This window comes from Vreelandella sp. 162(4c) (genome assembly GCF_058152265.1).
Window position 1 is genome coordinate 5,142,576 of sequence record NZ_CM176981.1, and the last position, 24,926, is coordinate 5,167,501.

General features: G+C 53.4%; 20 protein-coding genes, 2 tRNA genes and 2 rRNA genes. 18 read left to right on the top strand and 6 right to left on the bottom strand.

The genetic code is table 11. From position 1 onward, the window contains the following. The first annotated feature begins 18 nt into the window (after positions 1-18). The 5 genes from AC4EYZ_RS23735 to AC4EYZ_RS23755 all read left to right on the top strand — a co-directional run bounded on the left by AC4EYZ_RS23735 (position 19) and on the right by AC4EYZ_RS23755 (position 5,062). Positions 19-95 (top strand) — tRNA-Ile (locus AC4EYZ_RS23735). Positions 96-211: 116 nt separating this feature from the next. Next, positions 212-287, top strand: a tRNA-Ala gene (locus tag AC4EYZ_RS23740). 256 nt (positions 288-543) lie between these two features. Next, a 23S ribosomal RNA gene (locus tag AC4EYZ_RS23745) occupies positions 544-3,441 on the top strand. Positions 3,442-3,594: 153 nt separating this feature from the next. Next, positions 3,595-3,710, top strand: a 5S ribosomal RNA gene (gene rrf / locus AC4EYZ_RS23750). A gap of 174 nt (positions 3,711-3,884) precedes the next feature. Next, positions 3,885-5,062 (top strand): IS3 family transposase gene (locus AC4EYZ_RS23755; RefSeq protein ID WP_490203995.1). Its coding sequence is split into 2 segments (ribosomal slippage): positions 3,885-4,176 and positions 4,176-5,062, totalling 1,179 coding nucleotides; the frame shifts between segments, so codons are not numbered across the junction. Positions 5,063-5,154: 92 nt separating this feature from the next. Here the strand turns inward: AC4EYZ_RS23755 and guaD are convergent. The 4 genes from guaD to xdhA are packed head-to-tail and all read right to left on the bottom strand — an operon-like array spanning position 5,155 to position 11,236. Next, positions 5,155-6,471, bottom strand: a complete 1,317-nt coding sequence (gene guaD / locus AC4EYZ_RS23760; protein ID WP_027959593.1) for a guanine deaminase — start codon at positions 6,469-6,471, stop codon at positions 5,155-5,157. 1 nt (position 6,472) lies between these two features. Beyond that, entirely contained in the window at positions 6,473-7,363 is an 891-nt protein-coding gene (xdhC, locus tag AC4EYZ_RS23765; RefSeq protein WP_474192562.1) for a xanthine dehydrogenase accessory protein XdhC, read from the bottom strand. Next, positions 7,360-9,783, bottom strand: a complete 2,424-nt coding sequence (xdhB, locus tag AC4EYZ_RS23770; RefSeq protein ID WP_233975191.1) for a xanthine dehydrogenase molybdopterin binding subunit — start codon at positions 9,781-9,783, stop codon at positions 7,360-7,362. The genes xdhC and xdhB overlap by 4 nt, the downstream gene beginning before the upstream one ends. Then, positions 9,767-11,236, bottom strand: coding sequence for a xanthine dehydrogenase small subunit (gene xdhA / locus AC4EYZ_RS23775; RefSeq protein ID WP_474192561.1), 1,470 nt, complete (start codon positions 11,234-11,236; stop codon positions 9,767-9,769). The genes xdhB and xdhA overlap by 17 nt, the downstream gene beginning before the upstream one ends. A gap of 239 nt (positions 11,237-11,475) precedes the next feature. Between xdhA and AC4EYZ_RS23780 the strand changes: the two genes are divergently transcribed. After that, complete coding sequence (locus AC4EYZ_RS23780) at positions 11,476-12,165, top strand: TetR family transcriptional regulator C-terminal domain-containing protein (protein ID WP_022523285.1); 690 nt, start codon at positions 11,476-11,478, stop codon at positions 12,163-12,165. 7 nt (positions 12,166-12,172) lie between these two features. Then, complete coding sequence (gene hrpB / locus AC4EYZ_RS23785; protein WP_490204058.1) at positions 12,173-14,611, top strand: ATP-dependent helicase HrpB; 2,439 nt, start codon at positions 12,173-12,175, stop codon at positions 14,609-14,611. Between the two features lie 27 nt (positions 14,612-14,638). On the opposite strand, the gene AC4EYZ_RS23790 is transcribed toward hrpB, so the two are convergent. Further along, positions 14,639-14,851: a hypothetical protein gene (locus AC4EYZ_RS23790; RefSeq protein WP_490204059.1), complete on the bottom strand. Its 213-nt coding sequence runs from the start codon at positions 14,849-14,851 to the stop codon at positions 14,639-14,641. Between the two features lie 169 nt (positions 14,852-15,020). Here AC4EYZ_RS23790 and AC4EYZ_RS23795 point away from each other — a divergent pair, with 169 nt between their 5' ends. From AC4EYZ_RS23795 to AC4EYZ_RS23815, 5 genes are all read left to right on the top strand, one after another. After that, entirely contained in the window at positions 15,021-15,194 is a 174-nt protein-coding gene (locus AC4EYZ_RS23795) for a DUF2970 domain-containing protein (protein WP_081742603.1), read from the top strand. A gap of 127 nt (positions 15,195-15,321) precedes the next feature. After that, positions 15,322-16,434 carry a cytochrome c oxidase subunit II gene (gene coxB / locus AC4EYZ_RS23800; RefSeq protein WP_009287787.1) on the top strand — a complete coding sequence of 371 codons (1,113 nt, stop codon included), beginning with the start codon at positions 15,322-15,324 and terminating at the stop codon, positions 16,432-16,434. Positions 16,435-16,479: 45 nt separating this feature from the next. Further along, positions 16,480-18,114 carry a cytochrome c oxidase subunit I gene (gene ctaD, locus AC4EYZ_RS23805; RefSeq protein WP_009287788.1) on the top strand — a complete coding sequence of 545 codons (1,635 nt, stop codon included), beginning with the start codon at positions 16,480-16,482 and terminating at the stop codon, positions 18,112-18,114. Between the two features lie 41 nt (positions 18,115-18,155). After that, positions 18,156-18,815: a cytochrome c oxidase assembly protein gene (locus AC4EYZ_RS23810; protein WP_022523290.1), complete on the top strand. Its 660-nt coding sequence runs from the start codon at positions 18,156-18,158 to the stop codon at positions 18,813-18,815. Continuing rightward, a complete protein-coding gene (locus AC4EYZ_RS23815) occupies positions 18,812-19,672 on the top strand; it encodes a cytochrome c oxidase subunit 3 (protein ID WP_022523291.1) in 861 nt (286 codons plus the stop codon). The genes AC4EYZ_RS23810 and AC4EYZ_RS23815 overlap by 4 nt, the downstream gene beginning before the upstream one ends. Positions 19,673-19,677: 5 nt before the next feature. On the opposite strand, the gene AC4EYZ_RS23820 is transcribed toward AC4EYZ_RS23815, so the two are convergent. Continuing rightward, the gene (locus AC4EYZ_RS23820) at positions 19,678-19,869 is read right to left on the bottom strand and encodes a DUF2909 family protein (RefSeq protein WP_022523292.1); all 192 of its coding nucleotides are present in this window, start codon (positions 19,867-19,869) and stop codon (positions 19,678-19,680) included. Here AC4EYZ_RS23820 and AC4EYZ_RS23825 point away from each other — a divergent pair. From AC4EYZ_RS23825 to AC4EYZ_RS23850, 6 genes are all read left to right on the top strand, one after another. Continuing rightward, complete coding sequence (locus AC4EYZ_RS23825; RefSeq protein WP_041159466.1) at positions 19,868-20,587, top strand: SURF1 family protein; 720 nt, start codon at positions 19,868-19,870, stop codon at positions 20,585-20,587. The genes AC4EYZ_RS23820 and AC4EYZ_RS23825 overlap by 2 nt on opposite strands. Positions 20,588-20,592: 5 nt before the next feature. After that, positions 20,593-21,102: a hypothetical protein gene (locus tag AC4EYZ_RS23830; RefSeq protein ID WP_027959588.1), complete on the top strand. Its 510-nt coding sequence runs from the start codon at positions 20,593-20,595 to the stop codon at positions 21,100-21,102. Between the two features lie 32 nt (positions 21,103-21,134). Then, positions 21,135-22,187: a COX15/CtaA family protein gene (locus AC4EYZ_RS23835; protein WP_009287793.1), complete on the top strand. Its 1,053-nt coding sequence runs from the start codon at positions 21,135-21,137 to the stop codon at positions 22,185-22,187. Between the two features lie 14 nt (positions 22,188-22,201). Next, entirely contained in the window at positions 22,202-23,119 is a 918-nt protein-coding gene (cyoE, locus tag AC4EYZ_RS23840) for a heme o synthase (RefSeq protein ID WP_022523295.1), read from the top strand. A 123-nt stretch (positions 23,120-23,242) separates the two neighbouring features. Continuing rightward, on the top strand, positions 23,243-23,710 hold the full coding sequence (locus AC4EYZ_RS23845) for a DUF2489 domain-containing protein (RefSeq protein ID WP_022523296.1): 468 nt from the start codon (positions 23,243-23,245) through the stop codon (positions 23,708-23,710). Positions 23,711-24,044: 334 nt separating this feature from the next. Next, the gene (locus AC4EYZ_RS23850) at positions 24,045-24,914 is read left to right on the top strand and encodes an OmpA family protein (RefSeq protein ID WP_022523297.1); all 870 of its coding nucleotides are present in this window, start codon (positions 24,045-24,047) and stop codon (positions 24,912-24,914) included. Positions 24,915-24,926: the final 12 nt, after the last annotated feature.

The window sequence follows — 24,926 nt, forward strand, 5'->3', positions numbered from 1 at the left end:
AAAGCACGATCCCCTCTTGGGTCTGTAGCTCAGTTGGTTAGAGCGCACCCCTGATAAGGGTGAGGTCGGCAGTTCAAGTCTGCCCAGACCCACCAAATTTTATCTATCGCTGCGTTATTTTATAACTCGCATAGCAGGCTATGCGTCGTCATAAAATGCCTTGCGCTAAATAAAATTGGCCAGAGGTGAGTGTGACTAAGAGTGACTAGATGGGGCCATAGCTCAGCTGGGAGAGCGCCTGCCTTGCACGCAGGAGGTCAGCGGTTCGATCCCGCTTGGCTCCACCATTACGTTACTACCCTGTTTAACCTTCAATACCGTTTGTGAATGTTTCGTGACCATTGATAAGTCGCTGTGTTGTAGCCGTTGTTTTAGTTATCGCACGCCGCCTTATCACTGTTCATTGAGCAGCTGCTCTTTAACAATGTATATCATGCTGACAAGAACACTTCGCAAGAAGTGGTCTTAAATTGTGATACGCGTCAGCGTATCCGGCAAAATGAAACGTGATCATTGCGACATCCAGACTCCTTCGGGTTATAGGGTCAAGCAATGAAGCGCACACGGTGGATGCCTAGGCAGCCAGAGGCGATGAAAGACGTGGTAGCCTGCGATAAGGCTCGGTGAGGTGGCAACAACCTGTGACCCGGGCATTTCTGAATGGGGAAACCCACTCATCACAAGATGAGTATCGTGCACTGAATACATAGGTGTACGAGGCGAACCAGGGGAACTGAAACATCTAAGTACCCTGAGGAAAAGAAATCAACCGAGATTCCCCTAGTAGCGGCGAGCGAACGGGGACCAGCCCTTAAGCATGTGACTGATTAGGCGAACACGCTGGGAAGCGTGGCCGTAGCGGGTGATAGCCCCGTAGTCGAAAATCTGATCATGTGAAATCGAGTAGGTCGGGGCACGAGAAACCTTGACTGAAGACGGGGGGACCATCCTCCAAGGCTAAATACTCCTGGCTGACCGATAGTGAACCAGTACCGTGAGGGAAAGGCGAAAAGAACCCCGGAGAGGGGAGTGAAATAGATCCTGAAACCGTGTGCGTACAAGCAGTAGGAGCAGACTTGTTCTGTGACTGCGTACCTTTTGTATAATGGGTCAGCGACTTATATTCAGTGGCGAGGTTAACCGTATAGGGGAGCCGTAGGGAAACCGAGTCTTAACTGGGCGACACAGTCGCTGGATATAGACCCGAAACCGAGCGATCTATCCATGAGCAGGGTGAAGATTGAGTAACATCAATTGGAGGCCCGAACCAGGATCTGTTGAAAAAGATTTGGATGACTTGTGGATCGGAGTGAAAGGCTAATCAAGCTCGGAGATAGCTGGTTCTCCTCGAAAGCTATTTAGGTAGCGCCTCACGTAGTACCGCCGGGGGTAGAGCACTGTTTCGGCTAGGGGGTCATCCCGACTTACCAACCCGAGGCAAACTCCGAATACCGGTGAGTAACGCGTGGGAGACACACGGCGGGTGCTAACGTCCGTCGTGAAAAGGGAAACAACCCAGACCGTCAGCTAAGGTCCCGAAATCCTGGTTAAGTGGGAAACGATGTGGGAAGGCTCAGACAGCTAGGAGGTTGGCTTAGAAGCAGCCATCCTTTAAAGAAAGCGTAATAGCTCACTAGTCGAGTCGGCCTGCGCGGAAGATGTAACGGGGCTAAACCAGGTACCGAAGCTACGGGTGAGTTTCTATTTCGATAGGAATTCGCGGTAGAGGAGCGTCGTGTAAGCCGATGAAGGTGAATTGAGAAGTTCGCTGGAGGTATCACGAGTGCGAATGCTGACATGAGTAACGATAAAGGGTGTGAAAAACACCCTCGCCGGAAGACCAAGGGTTTCTGTTCGACGCTAATCGGAGCAGAGTGAGTCGGCCCCTAAGGCGAGGCCGAAAGGCGTAGTCGATGGGAAACGGGTCAATATTCCCGTACCGGACATGGTTGCGATGGGGGGACGAAGAAGGCTAGGTGAGCCAGGCGTTGGTAGTCCTGGTGAAAGTGAGTAGGCCGAGACCTTAGGTAAATCCGGGGTCTTAAAGCCGAGACACGAGACGAACTGACCACGGTCAGGAAGTCACTGATGCCACGCTTCCAGGAAAAGCCTCTAAGCTTCAGATCATGTGCGACCGTACCCCAAACCGACACAGGTGGTCAGGGTGAGAATCCCAAGGCGCTTGAGAGAACTCGGGTGAAGGAACTAGGCAAAATGGTGCCGTAACTTCGGGAGAAGGCACGCCGGCATAGGGTGAAGAGACTTGCTCTCCTAGCCCGAACCGGTCGAAGATACCAGGTGGCTGCAACTGTTTATTAAAAACACAGCACTCTGCTAACGCGCAAGCGGACGTATAGGGTGTGACGCCTGCCCGGTGCCGGAAGGTTAAATGATGGTGTTAGCCGCAAGGCGAAGCTCTTGATTGAAGCCCCGGTAAACGGCGGCCGTAACTATAACGGTCCTAAGGTAGCGAAATTCCTTGTCGGGTAAGTTCCGACCTGCACGAATGGCGTAATGATGGCCACGCTGTCTCCACCCGAGACTCAGTGAAATTGAAATCGCCGTGAAGATGCGGTGTACCCGCGGCTAGACGGAAAGACCCCGTGAACCTTTACTATAGCTTCACACTGGACGCTGATGTTGCCTGTGTAGGATAGCTGGGAGGCTTTGAACTCTGGACGCCAGTTCGGAGGGAGCCAACCTTGAAATACCAGCCTGGCATCATTGGCGTTCTCACTCAGGTCCGTTATCCGGATCGAGGACAGTGTGTGGTGGGTAGTTTGACTGGGGCGGTCTCCTCCTAAAGAGTAACGGAGGAGCACGAAGGTACCCTCAGCACGGTCGGACATCGTGCATTGAGTGCAAGAGCATAAGGGTGCTTGACTGCGAGACAGACACGTCGAGCAGGTGCGAAAGCAGGTTCTAGTGATCCGGTGGTTCTGTATGGAAGGGCCATCGCTCAACGGATAAAAGGTACTCCGGGGATAACAGGCTGATACCGCCCAAGAGTTCACATCGACGGCGGTGTTTGGCACCTCGATGTCGGCTCATCACATCCTGGGGCTGAAGTCGGTCCCAAGGGTATGGCTGTTCGCCATTTAAAGTGGTACGCGAGCTGGGTTTAGAACGTCGTGAGACAGTTCGGTCCCTATCTGCCGTGGGCGTTGGATGTTTGAGAAGGGCTGCTCCTAGTACGAGAGGACCGGAGTGGACGACCCTCTGGTGTTCCGGTTGTCACGCCAGTGGCATTGCCGGGTAGCTATGGTCGGACGGGATAACCGCTGAAAGCATCTAAGCGGGAAGCCCCCTTCAAGATGAGACATCCCTGAGGCCTAGAGCCTCCTGAAGGGCCCAGCGAGACCAGCTGGTTGATAGGCACGGTGTGGAAGCGCTGCAAGGCGTTGAGCTAACGTGTACTAATGGCCCGTGAGGCTTGACCCTATAACACCCAAGGGGTCTGGTCGCGATGATGACGTCAATGAAAACCGGATACGCAGCGTGTGGCCCAAGCGACATAACGCCAGGGCGACAGGCATTGAGACGATCACAAGATAGCAAAAACGCTAGTCAGCATGATGTACATTAACAGTTACGCCTGACGACCATAGCACGCGTGAACCACCTGATCCCTTGCCGAACTCAGAAGTGAAACCGCTTAGCGCCGATGGTAGTGTGGGGTCTCCCCATGCGAGAGTAGGTCATCGTCAGGCACTTATTATGAAAAATCCCCCAGGGCTGATGCCTTGGGGGATTTTTTTTGCGTGAGGGGTAAATAGTGAGGAGTGAGTAGAAAACGTTGGCGAATGGCTATCTCCCGAATATCCTGTTCCGCCTCACGTGGAGTGGCCCTGAAAAAGTAGACACCTTTATAGAGAGAAGGTGTTATGAAATTTAAATCTAGCCCTCGCTACAGTGACGAGTTCAGACGTCAGGTTATTCAGGTCTCACTCACTTCGCCGCAGACACAGGCTCAACTTGCTGCCAAGCTAAACATTCACCCGAACACGTTAAGCCGCTGGCGTAGGGAGTGGATGATGGGCAAGAATTCGTCGGATAAATTAATCAGGGATACGCAACCAGAGAAGAGTGTTCAAGAACTAGAACGCGAAGTGAAGCGCTTGAAAAAGCAGCTGAAGCGCGCTGAGCTGGAGAATGACATTCTAAAAAAGGCGGACGAGTACTTCGTCAAACACGGCAAATAAGGTTTGCTTTTATTGATGCTCGCCGTTGTCAGCAATGGCCAGTATCGGTCGTTTGTGAAGTACTCGGCGTCTCGCGTGCAGGTTACTATCGTTGGCGGGAGCGACAGTGTCGTCCTGGCCCGCGTCAAGCGCGACACCTAGCTATCAAGGAATTTCTGCTTAATCGTGCTCGCCAAATGGAGCATGTGCCGGGGTATCGGAAATTATGGCTAGAGGCTCAGGATGCTGGTTTCTGCTGTGGCAAAAATCAGGTACAACGTCTGTTACAAGAGGCAGGATACCGCTCACGAACAGCCTCAAAGCCAGGCTATAGGCGTAGCAAGTCATCCTTGCCTGTCCTGCCAAATCTGTTGAATCGCCAGTTTTCGGTAGGGGCTGGCAATCGAGTTTGGGTATCAGACATTACTCAGGTTCGCTGTCGGGAGGGATGGCTTTATATCGCCGCGGTGCTTGATTTAGGTACTCGCCAAATCGTGGGTCGGGCGATGGGGCCAGTTAATAGCTCACAGCTTGTTTTGAAGGCGTTAGAACATGCATGGCAGCATCAACGGCCGACGGGAAAGAATCTCTTGTTCCACTCCGACCAGGGGACTCAGTACCGAAGCGAAGAGGTGATGACTTGGCTAAACAATCGGCAAGTAACGATTAGCATGTCTCGTCGAGGTAATTGTTGGGACAATGCCTGTGCGGAAAGCTTCTTTGCTCTACTGAAGAAAGAATGGATTCAGCCGCTAGGTATGATCCATCGAGACGAGATGGTAGATGAAGTTCGCTATTATATTGATCATTATTATTCGAAAGTGAGGCGTCATATGACGCTGGGTGGGTTGACCCCCAGCGCCTACGTAGCCGCCTCTTAACATCAAGTGTCTACTAAACTAGGGGCACTCCAACGCCTCACGCCTCACGCCTCACGCCTCACGCCTCACGCCTCACGCCTCACGCCTCACTTTTATACATCCCTTCGATGCTGGCACTGCCCGCCTGCCCAGGTTTCATAAATAGCGCGGTCGTCCGCCAGCATCATGAGTGCAAACAGCCGCTCACCAAGCGTGGTGCAGTGATTGATTCGTCGAGAGAGTAGCGATGTTGCCTGGGTGTCAATCACCACAAAGTCAGCCTCAAGGGTAGGCGCCAACTGACCGATGTGGCTATCCAACGAGAGAGCTTTTGCATTACCCATGGTTAAGCCATAAAAGCCCTGCCATGCGGTAAGGGGCTGTCCGCCTAGTTGACCCACTTGATAGGCCGCTTTAAGCGTTCCAAATCCTGATAAATCAGTGCCTGCGCCGATATCGCTGGCAAACGTATATGCCATGCCCGTCTGTTTGGCTGCTTCGCGGTCGAATAACCCGCTACCCAGAAAAAGATTGGAGCTGGGGCAAAAGGCAATATTGGCTCCTCGATCCGCCAAGCGTTTGCGCATGCCGTTATCGAGGTGAATACCATGAGCGAAGGTGCTGCGGGGCCCGACTAAGCCTGCCTCCTCATACACAGCCAAGTAGTCGCGGCTACCAGGAAAAAGTTCGGCTACCCAGTCTAACTCGCCACTGTTTTCAGCTAAGTGGGTCTGTAACCAAAGGCTAGGATCATTACGTAAGAGAGCGCCGGCAGCGTCCATTTGCGTCTTAGTTGAAGTCGGCGCAAAACGCGGTGTGACGCTATAGCCCAGGCGGTCATTGCCGTGCCAGTCTTCAATCAGTCGCTCGCTGTCAGCAATGCCAGATGCACCGTCCATCAGCGCCTCTGGCGCATTACGATCCATCAATACCTTACCCACCAGCATGCGCAGCTGGCGTTTTTGGCAGGCGGTGAAAAATGCATCTACGGAGCCGGGGTGGCTAGAGCCGAATACCTGGGCAGTGGTAGTGCCCGCACGTAGCATTTCATCCAAAAAAGCATTAGACAGCGCTTCAGCATGGACATGATTAGCAAAGCGACACTCTTCAGGAAAGGTGTAGTCGTTTAGCCAGTCAAGCAGTTGGCGGCCATAAGAAGCCATGATATCCAGCTGCACATAGTGCACATGGGTATCGATAAACCCCGGCATAATCAGCTTGTCACGATAATCAAGAACGTCAGCCCCTTTGGGTAGCAAAGGTGAGAGTTCGGTGAAATGGCCGACGGCATGAATATGCTGGCCTTTCAACCAGAGCAGTCCGTCGCCGTAATGCTCTAAGCTGCCCGGTTCAGGTGTATTGCCATCGCCAGGGTCACGGGCAAAACTAATCAATTCAGCACGAATGAACGTATCGGTAGAAGAAGTCATATCAACTCGGGGTCGTCGGAGAATCGGTCATTAGCGTTCGCACTGCCTGGGGGTCAAGGCCACGGTTTTCTTGCGAAGAGGGCGTGTCCGTTAGCCAAAGCAGTTCAGCCACCACCGTTAAAGCAATCGCATAGGGCGTTTTATTACTCAGCTTAGTGGCGTGGATGTGGCCGATGGGGCATCGCACCTGCGCAATTTGATCGGCGGAGTAACCATCGCGCTTAAGGCGTCCTTCAAAGCTTGCCCATTTGCTGTCAGAACCAATTAGCCCAATCGACGCGATGTCATCGCGCGCGATCAGCGCTTTGATCAGCGCATAGTCTTCGTCATGGTTGTGCGTCAATACCAGTGCGTGGCTATCAGCAGGTAAGGCGGCAACACTTTGCTGTGCATCTTGGAGTGAATAACAGCTAAGTCGCGGCTGCTGCTGATGCTGATGCTGATGGTACTGCTCGGCAAACGCATCGCTTCGGCTATCGTACCAGTGTAATTGCCAGGGAAGCGGCGCACTTAGCTTTACCAGTTGCTGCCCTACGTGCCCTGCACCAAAGATCGCTATGTGCGTTGTAGTGCCAGGAAAGGCTTCCAAGAGGATATTAACGAACCCACCACAGCATTGGCCGCTTCGTCCGCCTAGAGAAAAGGCTTCCAAACTGAGGCCATAGCGTTTTTCTGTCAAACAGGCACGTGCAGCGGTAATGGTTTGCCACTCAAAGGTACCGCCACCTAGTGTATCGAAGATCGCATCGTCGGTGATCACCATGCGTGCGCCAGGCTCCCGGGGAGTGGAGCCTGCGCTGGTTACCTGAGTGGCTAATACATGCGGTATGCCGTCGCGCTGTAAGCGGTGTAGCGCCGCATGCCAGCTTTCTGGGTTTTGACTAGAACTCACAGCACTTTCTTCCTGATAGAGTTGGCTGCCAGCATGACCCGCTCTGGTGTGGCCGGTGTATCTAAGTGAGGAGAGATGGCGTAACCAGTAAGGCTCGATAGCGCATCGCGCAGCGCTGACCACACACTGATACCGAGCATTAAAGGTGGCTCACCGACTGCTTTTGAACGGTAGAGACTGGCCATGGAGTTGGGATGGCCTTCCATTAGCGCGACATTGAAGACGGGCGGTAGGTCGCCAAAGGTAGGGATTTTATAGGTCGCCGGGCCATCGCTGACAAGCACGCCTTTGTCGTTCCACTTAAGCTCTTCACTGGTCAACCAGCCCATTCCTTGAATAAAACCTCCCTCCACCTGACCAATATCAATGGCTGGGTTTAGTGAGTCTCCCACGTCGTGCAAGATATCGATACGATCGACCTGATACTCCCCGCTCAAGGTATCCACGCTTACTTCTGCCACTGCCGCGCCAAACGCGTAGTAGTAGAAGGGCCGGCCTTGACCAACTGAACGATCGTAGTGAATAAGCGGTGTGGCGTAGAAGCCTTTTTCAGATAGCGATATGCGATTGAGGTAAGCTGTTTGCACCAACTCACCCCAAGATATGCGGCGCTCGCTTTCGCCGAACCCGGCCACTAGCATGCCATCTTCCAGGCGCATCCCTTCGCGATCCAAGCCCTCTGAATAGTGCTCGGCGGCAAAATCAAACAGGCGTTCTCGCAGTTTACTGGCGGCATCCCGCGCGGCCATACCGTTTAAGTCAGCACCGCTAGAGGCAGCGGTAGGGGAGGTATTGGGGACTTTATCGGTTCGCGTAGCGGTAATGCGTACCTTCTCCAGATCCAGGCCCAGCTCCCGAGCCACTACCTGACAAATTTTAGTATGTAGCCCTTGGCCCATCTCGGTACCGCCGTGATTGATCATCACGCTGCCGTCAGTGTAAACATGCAGAAGAGCACCCGCCTGATTAAGGTGCTGGGCGGTAAACGAAATGCCAAATTTAACCGGGGTAAGTGCCAGTCCTTTTTTAATGATAGGGCTGGTGGCGTTGAAGTCACTGACCGCTTTGCGCCGTGTCCAGTAATCGCTGTCGATTTCTAGGGTTTCAACGAGCGTATGCAGGAGTTGCCGCTGATCGACCTGCTGGCCGTAGTGAGTCACCTCGCGGCCATCGCGGTAGAAGTTGCGCTTACGTACAGTCAGTGGGTCTTCGCCAATCTGGCGGGCAATATCATCCATGGCCGCTTCGATAATCATCATTCCTTGGGGGCCACCGAAGCCCCGAAATGCGGTATTAGAGGCGGTATGGGTTTTTGCTCGATGACCGACTACCTGGGCGTCCCCTAGCGAGTAGGCGTTGTCGGCGTGGAACATAGCGCGATCAACGATAGCGTCGGAAAGATCCGGCGAGTAGCCGCAGTCACCGATCACCGTAATCTCACCACCCTGAATAACGCCCTCAGCATCAATGGCGAGTCGATAGCGGTTATGGAAAGGGTGGCGTTTACCCGTGGCGCGCATATCTTCACTGCGCGGTAAGCGGAGTCGCACCGTCTTGCCTGTGCGGCGGGCAATAATCGCGGCTATACACGCCCAGGGGGAGGCCTGAGTCTCTTTGCCACCAAAGCCACCACCCATACGGCGCACTTCTACGGTCACGGCATGAAAAGGAATATCGAGCACCTCCGCCACCAGCTTCTGGGTTTCGCTGGGGTGCTGGTTGGAGGTATGGACGACAACGCCCTCATCCTCGGTGGGGTGAACCACGCAGGCCTGGCCTTCCAGATAGAAGTGCTCTTGGCCACCGACGAATAGCTCACCCTCAATCAGTTGTTCCGCTTGATCAAGCGCCTGCTGCCAATCTCCACGGGTCTGCACATGAGTCGGGCGCACAAACTCCTCACGCTCCGTTGCGGCCACCGGATCTAAACTGGCAGGTTGCTCGTCTATGCTAATGGCGGCTAGCTTGACGGCACGACGTGCGGCCTGCAGCGACGTTGCGGCAACGGCGAAGAGGCATTGGCCTGCGTAGCTGATCGCTTGATCGACAAAAATGGGATCGCCCGGAAAGACCGGCCCGATATCGGTATGCCCTGGCACTTCATGAAAGGTAATCACATCGACTACCCCTGGTGCCTCTTTCACCTTGCTGAGATCAAGCTGCGTTAAGGTGCCGTGGGCGACGGGCGATAGGCCAAGCGCCACATGCAGGGCATCTGCGGGGAGTACCAAGTCGTCAATATAAGCGGCCTTGCCGGTGACGTGCTTTTCAGCACTTTCGTGAAAACTTGCGCTTCCCGCCTGTCGCTGGCCATTACTGTCCACCGTATGACGTGCCAAGGGCCCTGAGCCTTGGATGTGGTCGTGTAGTTCACGGCGAGCACGGCTGCTATCGCCGTCCAGTTTAGTGAGCGTACGCATGGAGCATCACCTCGTGGTCGGGCGCTAAGAGAGAAAGATAGAGACGTTCAAGCAGGTTCTTGGCAGCTTGCCGGCGATAATGCTGACTGCCCCGCACATCACTCATGGGCTGGAAGTCGTCATCAAGTGCCTGCTGAGCGGCGCGAAAAGCTTCCACGCTGATGGTGCACCCTTCCAGCGCAGCTTCGGCAGCTTGTGCGCGCTTGGGAATAGCGGCCATTCCCCCAAAAGCGATGCGTACATCGTGCAAGGTGCCTTGTTCAATGCGGTAGCTAAAGGCACCGAGTAGCGCAGAGATATCATCTTCGCGACGCTTGGATAACTTCCAAACGCGTAATTGACTGTCCTCAACCGGCTGCGGAATGAAAATCCGCGAAACGACTTCATCAGCCGCTAAAGCGGTCTTTTTGTAATCGAGGAAGAAATCCTCCAGCGCTAAGCAACGCTTGCCGTTTGTGCTGGCAAGTTCCACCTGAGCTCCCAAGGCAAGTAGCACGGGTGGCGTATCACCAATAGGTGAGGCATTGGCGATATTGCCACCCAGCGTTCCCCGATTACGAATTTGCTGGGAGCCAAGCCGGTGCAGCAGGTGAGCAAACGCAGGAAAGTGCTTTTCAAATAGCGGTTCGAGCTGGGTATAGGTAACCCCGGCGCCTATCCACCAGCCGGTTTGATGTCCATGGGTAGCCTCTTCAACCGTCAATAGCTCGGCAACCCGGGAAACGTCAATCAACTGATCAAGCGGCGCCAAGCGCTGAGTGATCTCCAACCAAAGATCAGTACCGCCTGCCACCAAGCGCGCCTGGGGAGTTGCGCGACGCAATTGCGTTAGCTCTTCCAAAGACGCTGGCTGAGCAAAAAATGGCGCAGTTCCTGCCGAATCGGCGGTCTGAGTGTCGCTTTCTGACGCTGGCAACGTCGCGTCGAACCACTGAGGGCGCTCATAGGGCGTATCATTCATACGCAGCGCCGCATCGCGGATAGGACGATAGCCGGTGCAGCGGCACAAATTACCCCCCAGAGCGGCTTCTAGGCGTTCAGGTGATAGTTCTTGTAAAAGGGGAGTAGGGCGTTGAGTAAGATCGCTATGCAAGGTGAAAAGCGACATAACGATACCTGGCGTACAAAAACCACACTGACTGCCATGGCATTCGATCATCGCTTCCTGGGCTGGGTGTAGGCGACCTTTTTCCGATAACCCTTCAACGGTGACCAAGTGCTTGCCCTGTAGCTGGTGAGCGGGCGTAATACAGGCGTTAGCGCTGGTAAACTTTTGGCTACCAGCCGTTGACTCGCCAATCGCCACGGTGCAGGCGCCACAGTCACCGGAAGCGCAGCCCTCTTTGGTGCCCGTTAGGGCCAAATGCTCGCGCAGTAGCGTTAAAATACTGGCGTCGGGTGAAACGTTACACCGCTGAGGGGTACCATTGAGCAGGAACGTCATCGTTGCCATGCCGAACTCCACTGTTATTGTATAGACCGGAATTTTTTTGACCGATCGGTCAATATAGGTTGAGCTTGGGACAAAACGCCCTACCTTGCAAGTATTTGCTCACTGCACAGGAGTGGGGCAAGCTGGTGTGAAATGCTAACTTTTGGGGCAGTCCAGTCTATCTTCTCACCCAGCTAAGCATTCATGTGTAATTAAACATTCAAGCTAACAATCACTCACGCTATTGGGGAATACTGTTAATGACCGCCGTCTCTGCCACTCATGAAAGCCCTAGCCGGGAAAGAATAGAAACAAGTATTCTGGTGGCCGCTGAGGAGGTGTTCTCTCAGCACGGCTACCGCGGGGCGAGCTTGCAAATGATCGCTGATCGAGTCGGTCTCCCCAAAGCCAATATTTTGTACTACATGGGCAGTAAGCAAGCGCTTTATGTGCGACTGCTTAACCGCATGATGCGCCGCTGGAACGAAGTGCTTGAAGACATTACTCCTGATAGTGATCCCGCGACGGTACTCAGTGACTTTATTCGCACTAAAATGGTGCTGGGGCAGCGCTATCCCGAAGGCTCAAAACTTTTTGCGGCGGAAATTTTAGCCGGTGCTCCCTTCTTAAGTGATTATCTGGGCGGCGAGTTACGCGACTGGGTCTCCTCTCGTGCCGCGATCATTCGCCAGTGGTCAGCCCAGGGAAAAATGGATGCTGTCGATCCGCGCTGGCTTATTTTCCTGATTTGGTCTGCCACCCAGCACTACACTGAATATAGTGCCCAGGTCAGCGGTATTCTAGGCCGCGATGCGTTAACCGAGGATGACCTTGAATCCATCTCCAGCTTTCTTGAGCACGTTATTCTAAAAGGCTGCGGCGTTACTTCACCCGCGCCCAATAATTCTGCACCTAAAAGCAGTGCAGACGCTCACAGTGTGGAAAAGTGACCTTCACATGAGCGCTTTGCCTATTGGTCAGTATCTTGATCCGCTTAAAACCATCTTGACTACCCATAATCGGCTGATGCTGATTGCCCAGCCGGGGGCGGGTAAAACCACCCGCGTGGCGCTCTGTTTACTTGAAGAAGAGTGGGTCAAAGGGCAAAAACTACTGTTACTTGAGCCTCGTCGTGTAGCTGCGCGTTTGGCAGCCAGCTTTATGGCCCGGCAATTGGGTGAAGACGTTGGCCAAACGGTGGGGTATCGCATGCGCGGTGATAGCTGTGTGAGCGCGCAAACCCGCTTGGAAGTAGTCACCCAGGGCGTACTCACTCGCATGCTGCAAGATGACCCGCTGTTAGAAGGCGTTGCCGGGATCATTTTTGATGAGTTCCATGAACGCAGTTTAGAAGCTGATGTGGGATTGGCGCTAACGCTGGATGTGCAGACCAGTATTCGCGATGATTTGCGCCTACTGGTGATGTCGGCAACCTTGGATGTCGAAGCGCTCAAGCGGGTGTTGGGCGAGCAAGTACCTGTTATTGAGTGCCATGGGCGTCAGTATCCTGTGGCGACGGCTTATCGTCCTTCCCTGAGTGGTGAGGAGAGCATTAGCCACGCAATTCGGGTGGTCGAGGAAGCGCTCTCACTGCCTGGTACGCAAGGCATACTGGTAATCTTGCCCGGTGTCGCCGAAATTAATCGCTTGGTTCAGGCGCTGGAAAAAACGCTGCCCCATCTGGCGATTCGGCCGCTGCACGGCAGAATGAGTATTGCTGTACAGCAGGCAGCCTTGGCGGCGAATACATCGAAACAGCGCATTATCGTCTCCACCGCCATCACCGAATCGAGCATTACCGTGGATGGTGTGAATGTGGTGATTGACGGTGGCCTGGAGCGGGTGCCACTTTTTCAGCCGCGTACCGGGCTAACCCGTTTAACGACCCGGCGGATCAATCGCGCCAGTGCCGATCAGCGTCGGGGGCGTGCAGGGCGTCAGCGGGAAGGCCGTTGTTTTCGGCTCTGGGCCCAGGAGCAGCCGTTGGCGCCTTATGGTGAGCCTGAAATTCAGCAAGCGGATCTCTCATCGCTAGTGCTCGAACTGGCGTGCTGGGGCGTCGCATCACCCCAAGCGCTAAGCTGGGTAACATCGCCGCCGGAGGGTGCCTGGCGCAGTGGCCAATCGCTGCTCGAGCAATTAGGCGTGTTAGATCACGAACGCAGGCTTACCCCTCTAGGTAGCCGCTGTGCCAAATGGCCAGTTGAACCGAGAGTTGCCGTGATGCTGGAGCGGGCTTCAGAGTTTAATACTGTACCACTAGCCTGTGGAATAGCGGCACTCCTTGAAGAGCGCGACAGCAACGAGCGATCCCTGCATGATGCGTTAGCACTGCGTCTTCGTCAGCCTAAACGCTTCCCCAGTTGGCATCGCGAAGCGCTTAGGCTGGCTAAGCGAGCAGGAGTGGCACTTAATGACGCCGTGCTAGTACCGCTTGGGCCACTCTTAGCGCTGGCGTACCCTGAGCGCCTTGGCCAGTCAATTGAGCCGGGTAAGTTTCGGCTTGCCAATGGCAAAACCGCTACGCTGCCGTTAAACGATACGTTGGCGCATCAAGACTACGTTGTCGCTGTCGCATTAAACAGTGCGGCTGGCGACCAGGCGCGGATCATCTCAGGCGAACCGCTATCACTTGAGTCGCTGCTTTCGCTATATCCTGGTATTCGCCAATGGCAGCCACGAGTGGCGTGGTCGCAAGAACAGGGCCGTTTAATTGGTGAAGAGGTGCAAGCTCACGGCAGCCTCGTCATTGCCAAACGACCTCTAGCACACTTACCCGAGGAGGCGGTGAAAGAGGCGCTATTGAATGCACTACGCCAGCGGCCCGAGCAGTTATTTGGCGATAATTTACAGCAGTTGCGCGGGCGAATGGCGCTACTTCGCGAGTACCAGGGGGACGAGTGGCCCGACTGGTCCGAGCCAGCGCTATTAGCCTCATTAGAGAACTGGCTAGCCCCTTACCTAATCGGTATTAAACGGTTGAGTCAAATTGAGAAATTGCCGCTAGAGCGCTATTTGCTCAATTCACTGAGCTGGGAAGCACAACGTGAATTCGAGCAGTTAACCCCATTAGCGCTTGAGGTTCCTAGCGGCAAACAGGTTGGCTTAGACTACCTGCCGTGCCTTTCCCAGCGGCCACCTGTGTTAGCGTTGAAACTGCAAGAGGCCTTTGGCTGGCGGGTAACGCCCACCGTTGTCGATGGTGCCGTTGCCGTAATGATTCACCTGCTTTCTCCCGCGCGTCGGCCGTTGCAAGTCACCCAGGACTTGGTTAGCTTTTGGCAGAAGGGTTATCCTGAAGTACGCAAAGAGATGCGCGGTCGCTATCCAAAGCATCCCTGGCCTGAAGACCCACTGACAGCACCCGCCACTGCGCATACCAAGCGAAAGGCGTGACCGGTTTCGCTGCTTCGACTCCGATAATTACTCGCTGCGCTTTTTCGGGATTTCATCGGGAATGCGATAGCGCACGCCATCTACGCGTTCTTCCTCATAGCGTTGATTCTCTTCTTCAGGCACTACGCCGATGACGGTTTCCTTAGACCCATCCGGCCAAGTGTAAGTCGTGCAGCCTGCCAGCAGCAGTGGAATGATCAAAAACAGTGTGATGGGTAAGGCGAGGTGGCGCTTGAGCATAAGGCACTCCATTGGGTGGCGCTGATCCTGAGAATTGGCTGAGTATCTCACATTGAGAAACTATAGGTGGTCATTTACGTGGCTGTAAATGCTTATGTAGGTCTATGATAATAGTGGCTAACCCTTCAGCCATAGACTGATACGAGAGCCAAAGAAAACCGGAGGTGGTATGTGGTCTGTAGTCAAGTCAGTGTTAGCAGCCCTACTAGGCGTTCAAAGTAATCAAAAGCGGGAAGAGGACTTTAGCAGTGGCAGGCCCGCAGCCTACCTCGTTACGGGGGTGGTGATCACGCTACTGTTCGTTTTGATGCTTGTTTTTTTGGCCATGTTTGCGGCCCGCTGAAAAGCGTTGATAGCGTTAAATAAGCAAAGCGTGACGAATCGCACATATTTTCTATACTGCTAATATCTAATTTCATCCTACCCTAATCTAACGATAAGAAATAACAACAATAAAACTGGAGGTCTCTATGCGTTCACGGTGGTGGCTAATGGCCGTATCCCTTGCTGCAAGTGGATCGCAGGCTCAAACGAACGGTTGGAACATGCCTGTCGGCGTTACCGATGTGAGTAGCGATATTTACGGCCTGCACATGACCATATTCTGGATATGTGTCGTGATTGGATTGGTGGTATTTGGGGCAATGTTCTACTCCCTGTTTCGCTATCGCCATTCCAAAGGTGCAAAGGCCGCCCACTTTCATGAGCACACTAGTGTGGAAGTGTTATGGACAGCTATCCCTATCTTGATCCTGGTAGGTATGGCGGTGCCCGCCACCGCAACTTTAAAAAACATGTATGACTCATCAGACGCCGAGTTGGATGTAATGATTACCGGCCAGCAGTGGCGTTGGCGCTATGAATACCTGGGGGAAGATGTGGCATTCACCTCCAATATGAGTACGCCGAGAACGCAAATCAGCGGAGAAGAAACTCGCGGAGAGCACTACCTATTAGAGGTTGATGAGCCGCTGGTGCTGCCGATAAATCGTAAAGTGCGCTTTCTAATGACCTCAGATGACGTTATTCACTCTTGGTGGGTGCCGGATTTAGCGGTTAAGCAGGATACGATTCCCGGCTTTATCAATGAGAATTGGGTGAAGATCAACGAGCCGGGTATTTACCGCGGGCAGTGCGCTGAGCTGTGCGGTATCGACCACGGCTTTATGCCTGTGGTGGTGCACGCTGTGGAGGAGGAGGAGTTTGATGGCTGGCTAGCTGAGCGCAAAGAGGCTGCTGAGCAGGAAGCCATGGGGGTTGACCGTGAATGGGCAATGGATGAGCTAGTTGAGCGCGGCGAATCAGTGTATCAATCGATCTGCTCCTCTTGTCATCAGGCCGAAGGCCAAGGTTCTCCACCCGCCTTTCCCGCGTTGGCAAATAACGAACAGCTCATCAATGATGTGGATTGGCATCTAGATAGGGTCGTCAACGGTGTATCGGGTGCTGCTATGCCTGCTTTCCGTAGCACCTTAAACCCTGTTGAGATAGCGGCTGTGGTCACCTATACGCGTAACGCCTGGGGTAATGATACGGGTGATGTCGTGCAGCCCTCTGCAGTAGCTGAGTTAATTGCCCAGTGATGTTGGTTTGCCACTCAATTAGACAACAATATTTCGGAGAGACACATGGCGCCCAAACTACCTCCTCAGCCACCGCTGCAACATAGCACCACGGCCGTCGCCGATGGGCAGTCCCATGGTCATGCTGCGCCGCCGAAAGGCATTTTTCGCTGGCTACTGACCACCAATCATAAAGAGATTGGCTCCCTTTATTTGATTTTTTCGCTGACGATGTTTTTCATCGGGGGGATATTCGCCCTCGTGGTTAGGGCGGAACTTTTCCAGCCCGGCCTGCAGCTGGTCGAGCCTGAATTTTTCAACCAGATGACCACCATGCATGGCTTGATCATGGTGTTTGGTGCGGTAATGCCTGCTTTTACCGGTTTAGCCAACTGGATGATACCGCTACAGATTGGCGCGCCAGATATGGCGTTACCTCGGTTGAATAACTTCAGTTTTTGGCTTCTTCCTGTTTCATTCACACTGCTACTTTCAACGCTACTAATGCCCGGCGGCGGCCCTAATTTTGGTTGGACGTTTTATGCACCGCTGTCGACGAATTTTGCTCCACCTTCGACAACTTTCTTTATTCTTGCGCTACATATTGCCGGTATTAGTTCTATTCTCGGTGCCATCAACATCATCGCGACCATTTTAAATATGCGTGCGCCGGGTATGCGTTTAATGGATATGCCGCTATTCGTATGGACATGGCTGATTACCGCTTTCCTATTAATTGCGGTAATGCCGGTGCTAGCGGGTGTCATCACGATGATGTTGATGGATATCAACTTTGGCACCAGCTTCTTTGATGCGGCAGGTGGTGGGGATCCGGTGTTGTTCCAGCATCTATTCTGGTTCTTTGGGCATCCCGAAGTATACATTATGATTCTGCCAGCTTTTGGTATTGTCTCAGCGATTATCCCCACCTTCGCGCGTAAGCCTTTGTTTGGTTACGCTTCCATGGTGTACGCCACTGCGGCCATTGCACTGCTGTCATTTTTAGTCTGGGCCCACCATATGTTTATAGTGGGTCTACCTTTGGTGGCAGAGTTGTTCTTTATGTATTCCACCATGCTGATCGCCGTGCCAACCGGCGTGAAGGTATTTAACTGGGTAACCACACTGTTTCGCGGCTCGATTAGTTTTGAATCGCCGATGCTGTTTGCTCTGGCTTTCGTGGTGCTGTTTACCATTGGTGGTTTTTCAGGGCTTATGCTGGCGATTGCACCGGCGGATTTTCAGTATCACGATACCTACTTCGTCGTTGCCCACTTTCACTATGTGCTAGTCCCGGGGGCAATCTTTGCGATTATGGCGGGGGTCTATTACTGGCTGCCTAAATGGACTGGGCATTACCCCAATGAGAAGCTGGCCCAGTGGCACTTCTGGTTCTCGATTATTGGTGTCAATCTAACCTTCTTCCCCATGCACTTCGCAGGCTTGGCGGGAATGCCGCGGCGGATCCCTGACTACGCCCTTCAGTTTGCGGACTTTAATTTACTCTCAAGCATCGGTGCCTTCTTCTTTGGCGCATCTCAACTGCTCTTTGTATTGGGCGTCATACTGTGCGTGCGCGGTGGCAAAAAAGCGCCAGCAAAAGCCTGGGAGGGGGCCGAGGATTTAGAATGGACGGTGCCTAGTCCAGCACCACTGCATACGTTTGAAACGCCGCCAGTGTTTCATCGTACGTCCCACTAGCAATGACATAAAGCACATGGGTCACTGGCCTAAGAGGTGTTATGGATAGCCAAGAGCAGGCAAAGGTAGGTGTGCGCCGCACGGTTATTAGAACAATCGCCGTATTGATAGGCATGTTTGGCTTTGCCTTTGCACTAGTGCCGCTTTATGACGTTTTTTGTAGCATTACTGGTATTAACGGCAAGGTGGACGCCACTGCGAAGAGCGTCGTGCACGAAGAAGTCGATGAGTCGCGCTATATAAATGTGCAATTTATCACGCGTGGTAGCCCGGGCCTGCCGTGGCAAATGAGCGTTGAAATGCGCCAGATGAGTGTGCACCCCGGGCAAATGGCGGAAGTCGATTTTACCTTCACCAATAATAGCAGTAGCGAAAGCTGGGGGAGAGCAGTGCCCAGTGTGTCTCCCTCTACTGCCACGACGCATCTACGTAAAATCAGCTGTTTCTGCTTTCAGGAGCAGCAGTTGCAGGGTAATGAGCGGTTAACCATACCGTTGGTATTCCAGCTAGCGCGTGATCTGCCCGACGATATTAATACTATTACACTGGTGTATACCCTCTACCCGATAGAGCATGTGATTCAAAATGCTGCATTGGATAATACGCTTAAGAGCAGCGCTAACAACGAGCTTGTAAACGACCCTATAAACAATCTCAGTAACACGCCTAAAAATAATAAAGCGGCGGGAGAAGCGATATGAGCAGTGGTAGCTATTATGTTCCGGCGAGTAGCCGATGGCCTGTTCTCGGCTCGGTTGCCCTAGGCGCCATGATGGTCGGCACGGGCATTAAACTCGTTTATGACACCGGGTTACCGCTGGTGTTAATCGGTGTGGTAGGCATTCTTGCGGTGATGGGGCTCTGGTTCCGTGACGTCATTAGTGAGTCTCGGGGAGGGCTTTATGATGAGCAGATGGATCGCTCATTTCGTTGGGGGATGGGCTGGTTCATTTTTTCGGAAGTAATGTTTTTTGCCGCCTTTTTTGGCGCGCTGTTTTACGTACGCATGTTTGCTATTCCATGGTTAGGGGGAGAGGGGGCAAAAGGTGTTTCCGCATTACTATGGCCTGACTTTGTCGCCACTTGGCCGTTGTTGAATCCACCGGACTCATCCATTGCCGGCCCTGAACAAGTCTTTAGCCCGTGGCAACTGCCTCTCGTCAACACGCTGATTTTGATAACTTCCAGCATCACGCTCACCGTTGCTCACGAAGCTTTAAAAGTGGGTGACCGGAAGACTTGCCGCAACTGGCTAACGGGAACGGTGCTATTGGGTTGCTGCTTTATCATGATCCAGGGTGTCGAATACTACGAGGCCTACGCCCATTATGGCATTACCTTGGAAGCCGGAATTTTCGGGGCAACATTCTTTATTTTGACCGGCTTTCATGGTGTGCACGTGATTATCGGCACGCTGATTTTAGCCACCATGCTGGTACGCATTATCAAGGGCCACTTTGGCGACGAAAACCATTTTGGTTTTGAAGCCTCTTGCTGGTACTGGCACTTTGTTGATGTGGTGTGGGTTGGGCTGTTTATTTTTGTCTACGTCTTATAACCGCATTAGCCTAACTGGCCCGACCAATAGCCGAAAATAATGAGGGCCATGAGCAGACAGGCTAATCCAATTCTCCATTTGAGAGAGAGTAGTAGGCGGCGGGAAGAGACGTTATCTCTAATCAGGAAAATGGCGCCTACGGCCAAGCTGATAACCATCGCAATAAACACGGCGGCAATGAGTAGTTGTAACCACATGATGAATCCCTCTCGGCAATGGCGTTTTTATAGTTGGTATCTGTTTTGGAGTTTGCTGGTGGCGTTAGGTATTAGTTTAGGACTATGGCAGTGGGAACGGGCAGATGACAAGCGGTTGGCCATCGCCGTTCGCGATGCAGCCCCTACCTTAGTGCAGCCTACCGAGCAGCCAGCGCAAGGCGCCCAGGTAACGTTGCGTGGGCAGTATTTGGCGGAGCAAACGCTCTATTTGGATAATCGCGTTGTAGACGGAAGAGTGGGGGTGGCCGTACTAACCCCGCTGCGTGATAGTTTCGGGCAGCTTTGGCTGGTACAGCGTGGCTTTTTAGCCACCGGGCCGCGTCGCGAAACGCCGCAGACAACCACACCCAGCGGTACGGTCGAAGTGATTGGCGAGTGGCAGGAGGTACAGTCTGGCGGGCCGCTATATGGGGAAAATAGAGAAGGGGCAAGGCTGCAGCAGCTTAGCCTTGAACCCTGGCACGCTTCGCTAGGCGCGTTTAGTTACCCAGGCTGGTTGCACGCCAGCGAAGGCGATGGGGTCTTAATCCCATGGTGGGAAGCCAATGTGATGCCGCCCAGTCGGCATATGGGCTATGCCTTTCAATGGTGGGGGCTGGCACTGGCGGCCTTGATGGTGATGTTTATTGGCGGATATAAACTGCGTCGCGATGGCGCTGATAAAAAAGCTTTAGTTAATAAAAATAAACAGAGGTGAAAAGTATGCAGGACGCCAGACATATTCGCCGTCAGCGGCTCAAGTTAATCCTTATTTTTGTCGTTTTTGCGGCGCCCATGGTCGCTGCTTGGGGAATGGTCGAGTTACGCATCGGTATTCCCGATCGCCATACTGCTCACGGAAATGTGGAGCTGGAATTGCCCATGCTTGACGAGTGGCCTTTAACAATAGCTGCGGTCAATAGCCAAGAGGAGTGGGTCTTGGCCTTTGACTGCTCTCAGCAGTGTGAGCAGCGTAAGGATGAGTTTTGGCGTTTACACCGTGCTTTAGGGCGCGAAGCGCCGAGGTTAACTCGCTTACGGATTGGTGGGGATCCCGAATCGCTGCCAGGAGAAATGACCAGCGAATGGCAGCACTTACCTCCGTGGCGTCAAGCCAACTCGGCTTGGCTGCTTGATCCAATGGGGCGACCAGCACTGGCCTTTGAGGCCAACGTAGCCACTGAGGATGTGCTCGAGGATATCCAGCATCTACTTAAAGTGAATCCTCAATAAAGCGCGCTAGCCTCTGCTGTTAAGGAAACGCCATGCACGATTCATTTGAGCGCCGCTTGCGCTGGTTAGTGCGATTAACGCTGGTAGGTACTCTATTTACTGCCGTAGTGATGCTGGTAGGCGCCTGGACGCGTTTAGTCGATGCTGGTTTAGGCTGCCCTGACTGGCCGGGTTGCTACGGCAAGCTATTAGTTCCTGATAATGATCTTGCCACGCTTCATCATCCCGATGTCCCGTTGGAGCCCTTTAAAGCGTGGGTAGAAATGGTACATCGCTATATCGCGACGCTGTTGGGATTGGTGATCGTTAGCGTTGTAGCCTTGGGCTGGCCGTTGCGTCATCGTCGCGATTACCCATGGCACCTAAGCTTGATGCTGCTGGTGGTTATTTTGCTCCAGGGCGCCTTTGGTGCCTTCACCGTTACGCTCAAGTTATGGCCTCAAGTCGTTACCCTTCACCTCCTGGGCGGGTTGAGTGTGCTGCTGCTGCTCTTTTGGCTGCATCTTCGCTTACGCCTCGCTGTGGCGCCAAAGCCAACAAGTGAGCCTCGGCGAGTGAATGCGTGGTGGGGTATTGCGGCATGTTTGCTGGTAGTGCAATTGGCTCTAGGTGGGTGGGTGTCCAGCAATTATGCCGGTATTGCCTGCCAAGGTTTTCCTACTTGTAATGGCCAGTGGATGCCCGCGATGGATATCAGCGAGGGCTTCCATCTTACCCAGACCGTGGGGCCCAATTACCTACATGGGCATTTACATGCCGATGCACGTACCGCGATTCAAGTGGTACATCGCCTGGGGGCATTGTTGCTTGGTGTCGGGCTAATAGTGCTCTGGTGGCGTTATCGACAGTGGCAGAATGTGGTAAGGCCGCTAGCGATTGTCGTCGGTTTGTATGTGCTGCAGGCTGCATTGGGGGTGGCCAATGTGGTGCTTTGGTTGCCGCTTTGGCTGGCGCTACTGCACACAGCGGGCGCCATTGCGTTGGCCGTTGGGCTCGTTTGGGCCTGGTGGCGTTGGCGCTATCATGAGGCTGGCGTTTACTCAACGACGACTCATTCACCTTATAACAACGTTATCGTTCAATAAAAGGGAAGCATGCCATGCGAAATATAACAATGACGCTACCCACGGCAGTGCCTTCTATGGTGTGGGGCTGGAAAGAGCTCCTTGGTCTGTGCAAGATGAAAGTTGTTGCCGTTATGTTGGTGTGTGCTGCCGTAGGAATGGCGTTAGCAACCCCGGGCCTACCACCATTGACGAACGTAGTCCTTGGGCTAGCCGGTATCGGCTTGGCCTCTTGCGGTGCGGCGGCTTTTAACCATGTCATCGACCGCCACTTGGACGCGGTAATGACACGAACGTCTCGTCGTCCTTTGGCAAGTAAACGTCTACCCGTGGCAATCGCTCTAGGTTGGGCGTGCTTGCTTTCAGTCGCGGGTGTGGCGCTATTGGTGTGGCAGGTTAACCATTTAACGGCTGCGCTAACCTTTGCCTCCCTAATTGGTTATGCGCTGATTTATACCGCTTTTTTAAAGCGGGCGACACCACAAAATATCGTCATTGGAGGCGTTGCTGGCGCTGCGCCGCCACTGCTGGGGTGGGTCGCTATTACTGGGCAAATTACCCCCGAGCCTTTGCTTTTAATGCTGATTATTTTTGCCTGGACGCCGCCCCATTTTTGGGCGCTGGCCATTCACAAGCGCGATGATTATGCCCGGGCTGGTATCCCCATGCTGCCCGTTACCCACGGCATTCCTTTTACGCGGCTGCAAATTTGGCTGTATGGGTGGTTAACGGTGTTAGCCACCTTACTGCCGGTGATGATAGGCATGAGCGGCGCGCTCTACCTAGTGGTCGTGCTGTGCCTGAATGCGCGCTTCATGGTGTGGAATTGGCGAGTGTGGCGTGGTCAGGATCCTGCTGCTCCTATCGGCGCATTCTGGTTCTCAATTCGCTATTTATTAGGTGTTTTTGGGGCGCTATTACTTGATCACTACGCTGCGGCGCTTGCTTGGTGATCCAAACAAGAGTTGGACAGCTATGCAGTCAGAAGAGAAGCAAGCCTAGATGCTATTGGCAGAATAGTGGTATAAGGGTGTACAATTTTCGTCAAGCAATTTATCCGCTGAATGAGGAGTTTCATGAGCTCAACGGTAGCGCTGGTATTACTCGCCGTGGCGATTGCAGTCATTGTAGGGTTGTGTTTCTACGCATGGTCGTTACGCAAAGAGGTGAGTCGTCGAGAAGCTTATCGTCGCGATGAAGACGCTCGCGCCCAACAAAATAGCTTAGAAAACCTCGATTATGTAGCAAGCGCACTGGTTCAGGAGCAGGTCGATATTACCGAAGGCGCCTGGCGGTGCAAGGTGTTACTGGAAATCATTGATCCTAGTTTAACGGAACGAACTGAATTTAAGGCATTTGCCGAGCACTACAGCCGCACTCAACACCTGAATACCCATACCGCTCGTCAACAGTTGTCCCCCCGAGAGCGTATGCAGGAAGACAAAGAGCGGCTGATGGTAGAAAATGATATGCGCGATGCCGTATTGGAGGCAGCTCGGGCAGTGCTGAAATGGCGTGCCCAAGGCAGAAAAGCGCTGCATTAATGACAGGTTTTGAGCGGTTTAAACCGCCCAAAAGCATAGCAAGCTAATTTTTAGTGCCCATTGCGGCAATTTTGCTATGCTGAAGGATGTCGGTATTGGCAAGAAGTTGATATCTTGGCATTGTTGCCTTCCTGCGCTTAAGCGTGAATGATAGGCACATCGCTCTATATCGACTGGGTGTTGAGTAATTAGTACGTGATTATTGGTACTGGTAGCTTGATACTATCAACAGCGATATGGAGCAGGCGAAAAATGGATGCTCTCGCAATAAGAAGCATTGGATAGATTTGGTCACTTATGGCCATTTCAGCATTGGATCAAGAAGGAGTCTTGCATGAAAAAATCAACGACTGGCTTGCTCATCGGTTCCGCACTGGTAGTAGGTCTATCTGGCTGTGCCAGCTCGGCCTCACAGTCTTCCGGCCAAGCAAGCGCTAGCAGCGACCGCAGCTGGTACCAGCACCCTGCGGTATGTGGTCTGGCAGGCGGCGTTATCGGTGGCAGCATTGGCTACGCCACCAGCAGTAGTTCTGATGAAGAGAGCGGTGCTGCTACTGGTGCCGCAGCTGGTGCTGCTATCGGCGGTCTGCTATGTGCTGATCGTACGCCTGAGCCGGTTGCACCTCAGTGCCCGAGCTATGGCGAAGTGCCTGCTGGTGTCGCAGTTGACGCCGAGGGATGCCCGTTAGATTCTGACGGTGATGGCGTGCCGGACTACCGCGATCAGTGCCCAGGCACTCCCGCTGGCGTTGAAGTTAATGCCAACGGTTGCCCGCTTGACTCCGATAACGACGGTGTGCCCGATTACCGTGATCAGTGCCCGAACACTCCTGCTGGTGTAGAAGTGAACGCCCTGGGTTGCCCGGATAGCGTAGTTCTGGAAGATGTTAACTTCGAGTTTGATTCTGCTCAGTTAACCTCTAACGCTCAGAGCGTGCTTAACGGTGTTGCAGAGCGCTTGGTCAGCAACCCTGATGTTCGCGTAAGCATCGAAGGCCACACTGATTCACGCGGTTCTGACGAGTACAACAAAAACTTGTCACAAGAGCGTGCTCAATCTGTTGCTAACTACTTGGCGAGCCGTGGCGTAGAAGCTAACCGCATGCGTGCGGTAGGTTACGGTGAAGAGCGTCCGGTCGCCTCTAACGAGACTGAAGAAGGTCGCTTCCAGAACCGTCGCGTTGAACTGGATGAGTGGAACTAAGTTCACTTATCA

Excerpts from the sequence above, each read along its gene's own strand:
- guaD (WP_027959593.1), bottom strand. The coding sequence starts at position 6,471 with ATGACTTCTTCTACCGATACGTTCATTCGTGCTGAATTGATTAGTTTT.
- xdhB (WP_233975191.1), bottom strand. The coding sequence starts at position 9,783 with ATGCGTACGCTCACTAAACTGGACGGCGATAGCAGCCGTGCTCGCCGT.
- xdhA (WP_474192561.1), bottom strand. The coding sequence starts at position 11,236 with ATGGCAACGATGACGTTCCTGCTCAATGGTACCCCTCAGCGGTGTAAC.
- AC4EYZ_RS23780 (WP_022523285.1), top strand. The coding sequence starts at position 11,476 with ATGACCGCCGTCTCTGCCACTCATGAAAGCCCTAGCCGGGAAAGAATA.
- hrpB (WP_490204058.1), top strand. The coding sequence starts at position 12,173 with ATGAGCGCTTTGCCTATTGGTCAGTATCTTGATCCGCTTAAAACCATC.
- AC4EYZ_RS23790 (WP_490204059.1), bottom strand. The coding sequence starts at position 14,851 with ATGCTCAAGCGCCACCTCGCCTTACCCATCACACTGTTTTTGATCATT.
- AC4EYZ_RS23795 (WP_081742603.1), top strand. The coding sequence starts at position 15,021 with ATGTGGTCTGTAGTCAAGTCAGTGTTAGCAGCCCTACTAGGCGTTCAA.
- coxB (WP_009287787.1), top strand. The coding sequence starts at position 15,322 with ATGCGTTCACGGTGGTGGCTAATGGCCGTATCCCTTGCTGCAAGTGGA.
- ctaD (WP_009287788.1), top strand. The coding sequence starts at position 16,480 with ATGGCGCCCAAACTACCTCCTCAGCCACCGCTGCAACATAGCACCACG.
- AC4EYZ_RS23810 (WP_022523290.1), top strand. The coding sequence starts at position 18,156 with ATGGATAGCCAAGAGCAGGCAAAGGTAGGTGTGCGCCGCACGGTTATT.
- AC4EYZ_RS23815 (WP_022523291.1), top strand. The coding sequence starts at position 18,812 with ATGAGCAGTGGTAGCTATTATGTTCCGGCGAGTAGCCGATGGCCTGTT.
- AC4EYZ_RS23825 (WP_041159466.1), top strand. The coding sequence starts at position 19,868 with ATGATGAATCCCTCTCGGCAATGGCGTTTTTATAGTTGGTATCTGTTT.
- AC4EYZ_RS23820 (WP_022523292.1), bottom strand. The coding sequence starts at position 19,869 with ATGTGGTTACAACTACTCATTGCCGCCGTGTTTATTGCGATGGTTATC.
- AC4EYZ_RS23830 (WP_027959588.1), top strand. The coding sequence starts at position 20,593 with ATGCAGGACGCCAGACATATTCGCCGTCAGCGGCTCAAGTTAATCCTT.
- AC4EYZ_RS23835 (WP_009287793.1), top strand. The coding sequence starts at position 21,135 with ATGCACGATTCATTTGAGCGCCGCTTGCGCTGGTTAGTGCGATTAACG.
- cyoE (WP_022523295.1), top strand. The coding sequence starts at position 22,202 with ATGCGAAATATAACAATGACGCTACCCACGGCAGTGCCTTCTATGGTG.
- AC4EYZ_RS23845 (WP_022523296.1), top strand. The coding sequence starts at position 23,243 with ATGAGCTCAACGGTAGCGCTGGTATTACTCGCCGTGGCGATTGCAGTC.
- AC4EYZ_RS23850 (WP_022523297.1), top strand. The coding sequence starts at position 24,045 with ATGAAAAAATCAACGACTGGCTTGCTCATCGGTTCCGCACTGGTAGTA.